This is a genomic window from Roseivirga sp. UBA1976 (assembly GCF_002336325.1).
GTDB lineage: Bacteria > Bacteroidota > Bacteroidia > Cytophagales > Cyclobacteriaceae > Roseivirga > Roseivirga thermotolerans.
In genome coordinates, this window is record NZ_DDDQ01000002.1 from 10,502 (window position 1) to 10,744 (window position 243).

General features: G+C 43.6%; 1 protein-coding gene. It reads left to right on the plus strand.

Translation table 11 applies throughout. The features are described from left to right. Positions 1-243 (plus strand): biotin carboxylase N-terminal domain-containing protein (locus B3763_RS00085; protein WP_286742324.1); only part of this gene is annotated, 243 nt, incomplete at both ends.

The following is a 243-nucleotide window of genomic DNA, read 5'->3' on the forward strand; positions in this document are numbered from 1 at the left end:
GTTTAAGAAAATATTAATAGCAAACAGAGGAGAAATAGCCCTCAGGGTTATTCGTACCTGTAAAGAAATGGGCATTAAAACTGTGGCCGTTTACTCTACTGCCGACAAAGACAGTTTGCACGTTCGATTTGCTGATGAGGCCGTGAACATTGGCCCCGCCCCTTCCAATCAGTCGTATCTTAAAATACCTCATATTATTTCTGCAGCAGAAATAACCAATGCCGATGCCATACACCCCGGCTA